General features: G+C 52.5%; 1 protein-coding gene, 2 tRNA genes and 3 rRNA genes. All 6 read left to right on the top strand.

What is annotated here, in order from left to right:
* On the top strand, positions 1-300 hold a 300-nt coding region (locus KO499_RS19675), incomplete at its 5' end, for a hypothetical protein (protein ID WP_228340111.1).
* 123 nt (positions 301-423) lie between these two features.
* Positions 424-1963: ribosomal RNA gene (locus KO499_RS19670) — 16S ribosomal RNA — on the top strand.
* A gap of 89 nt (positions 1964-2052) precedes the next feature.
* Positions 2053-2129 (top strand) — tRNA-Ile (locus tag KO499_RS19665).
* 97 nt (positions 2130-2226) lie between these two features.
* A tRNA-Ala gene (locus KO499_RS19660) sits at positions 2227-2302 on the top strand.
* A gap of 307 nt (positions 2303-2609) precedes the next feature.
* Positions 2610-5501, top strand: a 23S ribosomal RNA gene (locus KO499_RS19655).
* An 83-nt stretch (positions 5502-5584) separates the two neighbouring features.
* A 5S ribosomal RNA gene (gene rrf / locus KO499_RS19650) occupies positions 5585-5699 on the top strand.
* Together the 16S, 23S and 5S rRNA genes with 2 tRNA genes alongside form the textbook arrangement of a ribosomal RNA operon.
* Positions 5700-5838 lie beyond the last annotated feature (139 nt).

The following is a 5838-nucleotide window of genomic DNA, read 5'->3' as shown; positions in this document are numbered from 1 at the left end:
GAGCAGGTCTGTAGAATGCGCATCTCTTTCGAGGGGAACGCCACTGAGGCGGTTCGGAAATCGAGAGATAACTGTTTGAAAGCGCTGAAGAAAATGAGTTTTAAAATTCTTCAGAAAGCAGTTGACAGGCAAGCGATTCACTGTAGAATGCACGCCTCGAAACAAGCAGTAAGCCGGTTACTTTTTCGGCGGTTTTCGGAGACGGAAACAACGAAAAATAAACGGTTGACAAGGTGGCGCAACGATGTAGAATACGCGGCCTTGATTGAGCAACAGCTCAAACGCTCTTTAAAAAGTTGACCAAGTAATTCGTGTGGGCGCTGGCCGAGGTATTTCGGATATGAAATATCAGGACAGTGACTCGTCGAAAATTGAGTTTTGTCTTGAGCAAGAATAGAGAATCTTCGGATTCTTGTATGATTTAAACTGAAGAGTTTGATCATGGCTCAGATTGAACGCTGGCGGCAGGCTTAACACATGCAAGTCGAGCGGTAACAGATCTAGCTTGCTAGATGCTGACGAGCGGCGGACGGGTGAGTAATGCATAGGAAACTGCCCAGTAGTGGGGGATAGCCCGGGGAAACCCGGATTAATACCGCGTACGCCCTTCGGGGGAAAGCAGGGGATCTTCGGACCTTGCGCTATTGGATGTGCCTATGTCGGATTAGCTAGTTGGTGGGGTAATGGCCTACCAAGGCAACGATCCGTAGCTGGTCTGAGAGGATGATCAGCCACATCGGGACTGAGACACGGCCCGAACTCCTACGGGAGGCAGCAGTGGGGAATATTGGACAATGGGGGCAACCCTGATCCAGCCATGCCGCGTGTGTGAAGAAGGCTTTCGGGTTGTAAAGCACTTTCAGTGAGGAGGAAGGCTTTCAGATTAATACTCTGGAGGATTGACGTTACTCACAGAAGAAGCACCGGCTAACTCCGTGCCAGCAGCCGCGGTAATACGGAGGGTGCAAGCGTTAATCGGAATTACTGGGCGTAAAGCGCGCGTAGGTGGTTTGATAAGCGAGATGTGAAAGCCCCGGGCTTAACCTGGGAACGGCATTTCGAACTGTCAGGCTAGAGTGTGGTAGAGGGTAGTGGAATTTCCTGTGTAGCGGTGAAATGCGTAGATATAGGAAGGAACACCAGTGGCGAAGGCGGCTACCTGGACCAACACTGACACTGAGGTGCGAAAGCGTGGGGAGCAAACAGGATTAGATACCCTGGTAGTCCACGCCGTAAACGATGTCTACTAGCCGTTGGGACTCTTGAAGTCTTAGTGGCGCAGCTAACGCACTAAGTAGACCGCCTGGGGAGTACGGCCGCAAGGTTAAAACTCAAATGAATTGACGGGGGCCCGCACAAGCGGTGGAGCATGTGGTTTAATTCGACGCAACGCGAAGAACCTTACCTGGCCTTGACATGCAGAGAACTTTCCAGAGATGGATTGGTGCCTTCGGGAACTCTGACACAGGTGCTGCATGGCCGTCGTCAGCTCGTGTCGTGAGATGTTGGGTTAAGTCCCGTAACGAGCGCAACCCCTATCCCTAGTTGCTAGCAGTTCGGCTGAGAACTCTAGGGAGACTGCCGGTGACAAACCGGAGGAAGGTGGGGATGACGTCAGGTCATCATGGCCCTTACGGCCAGGGCTACACACGTGCTACAATGGTGCGCACAGAGGGCTGCAAACCCGCGAGGGGGAGCCAATCTCACAAAACGCATCGTAGTCCGGATCGCAGTCTGCAACTCGACTGCGTGAAGTCGGAATCGCTAGTAATCGTGAATCAGAATGTCACGGTGAATACGTTCCCGGGCCTTGTACACACCGCCCGTCACACCATGGGAGTGGATTGCACCAGAAGTGGTTAGTCTAACCTTCGGGAGGACGATCACCACGGTGTGGTTCATGACTGGGGTGAAGTCGTAACAAGGTAGCCGTAGGGGAACCTGCGGCTGGATCACCTCCTTAAACGAAGCCGAAAGCTTCGGTCAGAGTCCACACGAATTACTTGGTTAGCTGAATAAAGAGAGCAGATGGGTCTATCAGGCCCGTGTTTTGGGTCTGTAGCTCAGGTGGTTAGAGCGCACCCCTGATAAGGGTGAGGTCGGTGGTTCAAGTCCACCCAGACCCACCAAAATCACGTAGCTCGATGTGTTGTTCGGGTTTGCATTGAAAATAATGCAGCTGTTGAACGCACCTGGATCTACACGATTTGATGACATAGCTTAAATGGGGCTATAGCTCAGCTGGGAGAGCGCCTGCCTTGCACGCAGGAGGTCGGCAGTTCGATCCTGCCTAGCTCCACCAAATCACAGATTACTGACTAACTCCGGTTAGCAGTGTACAGAAACGAATGTTTCATAACGATGAAGCCTTCCTTTCTGATCACTGGGTCAGATTTGCTCTTTAACAAATTGGACGAGATAGAACACAGAATTTTTTCTCTCATTATCTCCGAGAGAAAAGTTCAAAAGTGATAGCGATTTCAAGCGTTATCCGGTGTTGTCGTTGAAGTGGTTGTTATATCGCTTCAAGTGACTGTCTCGAAGAAAGCGCCAAACCAGGCTTGCCTGGCGAGGACGTGACTTCGTGAGCAGTTGTCTTGGGGTTATATAGTCAAGCAACTAAGCGCATACGGTGGATGCCTTGGCAGTCAGAGGCGATGAAAGACGTGGAAGCCTGCGATAAGGTTCGGGGAGCTGGCAAACGAGCTGTGATCCGGACATTTCTGAATGGGGAAACCCACCGACTTTCGGGTCGGTATCTTGCACTGAATACATAGGTGTAAGAGGCGAACCGGGGGAACTGAAACATCTAAGTACCCCGAGGAAAAGAAATCAACCGAGATTCCCTAAGTAGCGGCGAGCGAACGGGGATTAGCCCTTAAGCTAGACAACTGGTAGGAGAAGGCTCTGGAAAGTGCCGCCATAGTGGGTGATAGCCCCGTATCCGAAACCTGAGTCTAGTGAAATCGAGTAGGACGGGACACGTGATATCCTGTCTGAACATGGGGGGACCATCCTCCAAGGCTAAATACTCCTGACTGACCGATAGTGAACCAGTACCGTGAGGGAAAGGCGAAAAGAACCCCTGTGAGGGGAGTGAAATAGATCCTGAAACCGTATGCGTACAAGCAGTCGGAGCAGACTTGTTCTGTGACGGCGTACCTTTTGTATAATGGGTCAGCGACTTATGTTCAGTGGCGAGGTTAACCGTTTAGGGGAGCCGTAGGGAAACCGAGTCTGAATAGGGCGATTTAGTCGCTGGGCATAGACCCGAAACCGGGCGATCTATCCATGAGCAGGTTGAAGGTTGAGTAACATCAACTGGAGGACCGAACCCACTGTCGTTGAAAAGCCAGGGGATGACTTGTGGATCGGAGTGAAAGGCTAATCAAGCCCGGAGATAGCTGGTTCTCCCCGAAAGCTATTTAGGTAGCGCCTCGGACGAATACCACAGGGGGTAGAGCACTGTTTCGGCTAGGGGGTCATCCCGACTTACCAACCCGATGCAAACTCCGAATACCTGTGAGTACTATCCGGGAGACACACGGCGGGTGCTAACGTCCGTCGTGAAGAGGGAAACAACCCAGACCGCCAGCTAAGGTCCCAAAGTACCAGTTAAGTGGGAAACGATGTGGGAAGGCTCAGACAGCTAGGAGGTTGGCTTAGAAGCAGCCATCCTTTAAAGAAAGCGTAATAGCTCACTAGTCGAGTCGGCCTGCGCGGAAGATGTAACGGGGCTCAAACTGGTCACCGAAGCTGCGGCTGCATACTTTGTATGCGGGGTAGGGGAGCGTTCTGTAAGCCTGCGAAGGTGTGTTGAGAAGCATGCTGGAGGTATCAGAAGTGCGAATGCTGACATGAGTAACGACAATGCGGGTGAAAAACCCGCACGCCGGAAGACCAAGGGTTCCTGCGCAACGCTAATCGGCGCAGGGTGAGTCGGCCCCTAAGGCGAGACCGAAAGGTGTAGTCGATGGGAAACGGGTTAATATTCCCGTACCTTGGATAGCTGCGATGGAGAGACGGAGAAGGCTAGGTGAGCCGGGCGACGGTTGTCCCGGTTTAAGCGAGTAGGGAGTGGACTTAGGCAAATCCGGGTCCACAATCTCGAGACGCGACGACGACTGCTCATAGAGCGGGAAGTCATTGATGCCATGCTTCCAGGAAAATCTTCTAAGCTTCAGGCTATTCGGGACCGTACCCCAAACCGACACAGGTGGTCAGGTAGAGAATACCAAGGCGCTTGAGAGAACTCGGGTAAAGGAACTAGGCAAAATGGTGCCGTAACTTCGGGAGAAGGCACGCTGGCGTTAGGTGATACCCCTGCGGGTGGAGCTGAAGCCAGTCGAAGATACCAGGCCCCTGCGACTGTTTATTAAAAACACAGCACTGTGCAAACACGAAAGTGGACGTATACGGTGTGACGCCTGCCCGGTGCCGGAAGGTTAATTGATGGGGTTAGCGCTTGCGCGAAGCTCTTGATCGAAGCCCCGGTAAACGGCGGCCGTAACTATAACGGTCCTAAGGTAGCGAAATTCCTTGTCGGGTAAGTTCCGACCTGCACGAATGGCGTAACGATGGGGGCGCTGTCTCTACCCGAGACTCAGTGAAATTGAAATCGCCGTGAAGATGCGGTGTATCCGCGGCTAGACGGAAAGACCCCGTGAACCTTTACTATAGCTTCACAGTGAACTTTGAGCATGTTTGTGTAGGATAGCTGGGAGGCTTTGAAGTGGGAACGCCAGTTCTCATGGAGCCAACCTTGAAATACCAGCCTGACATGTTTGAGGTTCTAACTTGGGCCCCTTATCGGGGTTGAGGACACTGTGTGGTGGGTAGTTTGACTGGGGCGGTCTCCTCCCAAAGCGTAACGGAGGAGCACAAAGGTGGGCTAAGCATGGTCGGACATCATGCGGTTAGTGTAATGGCACAAGCCCGCTTAACTGCGAGACAGACACGTCGAGCAGGTACGAAAGTAGGTCATAGTGATCCGGTGGTTCTGTATGGAAGGGCCATCGCTCAACGGATAAAAGGTACTCCGGGGATAACAGGCTGATACCGCCCAAGAGTTCACATCGACGGCGGTGTTTGGCACCTCGATGTCGGCTCATCACATCCTGGGGCTGAAGCCGGTCCCAAGGGTATGGCTGTTCGCCATTTAAAGTGGTACGCGAGCTGGGTTTAGAACGTCGTGAGACAGTTCGGTCCCTATCTGCCGTGGACGTTGGAGATTTGAGGAAAGCTGCTCCTAGTACGAGAGGACCGGAGTGGACGAACCTCTGGTGTTCGGGTTGTCACGCCAGTGGCATTGCCCGGTAGCTATGTTCGGACAGGATAACCGCTGAAAGCATCTAAGCGGGAAGCCCCTTCCAAGATGAGATCTCCCTGGACCCTTGAGGTCCCTGAAGAGCCGTTCAAGACCAGGACGTTGATAGGTCGGGTGTGTAAGCGCTGCGAGGCGTTGAGCTAACCGATACTAATTGCTCGTGAGGCTTGACTATATAACACCCAAGACAATTGCGGATAACGCAACGAAATCAACATCACTCAGTTCCATCTCGTCCCCCAGTGATCAACCGTTTTGCCTGACGACCATAGCGGTCTGGAACCACCTGATCCCATCCCGAACTCAGAAGTGAAACAGACCTGCGCCGATGGTAGTGTGGCGTTGCCCATGTGAGAGTAGGTCATCGTCAGGCTCCTAATACCAAACCCCAGCATCTTTGATGTTGGGGTTTTTTTTTGGCCGGAATTCTCCCCTCAAGCATCGTTTCCGCGGAACGGAATCAAATAGGCTTCGTTTGATTAATGGAAGTAGTCCGATTTGGCCACTACGGC

Source organism: Marinobacter sp. F3R08 (assembly GCF_018860425.1).
In the GTDB taxonomy this organism is placed as follows: domain Bacteria; phylum Pseudomonadota; class Gammaproteobacteria; order Pseudomonadales; family Oleiphilaceae; genus Marinobacter.
Note: the sequence above shows the minus strand (reverse complement) of the source record. Positions and strands in the feature narration are given on the sequence as shown.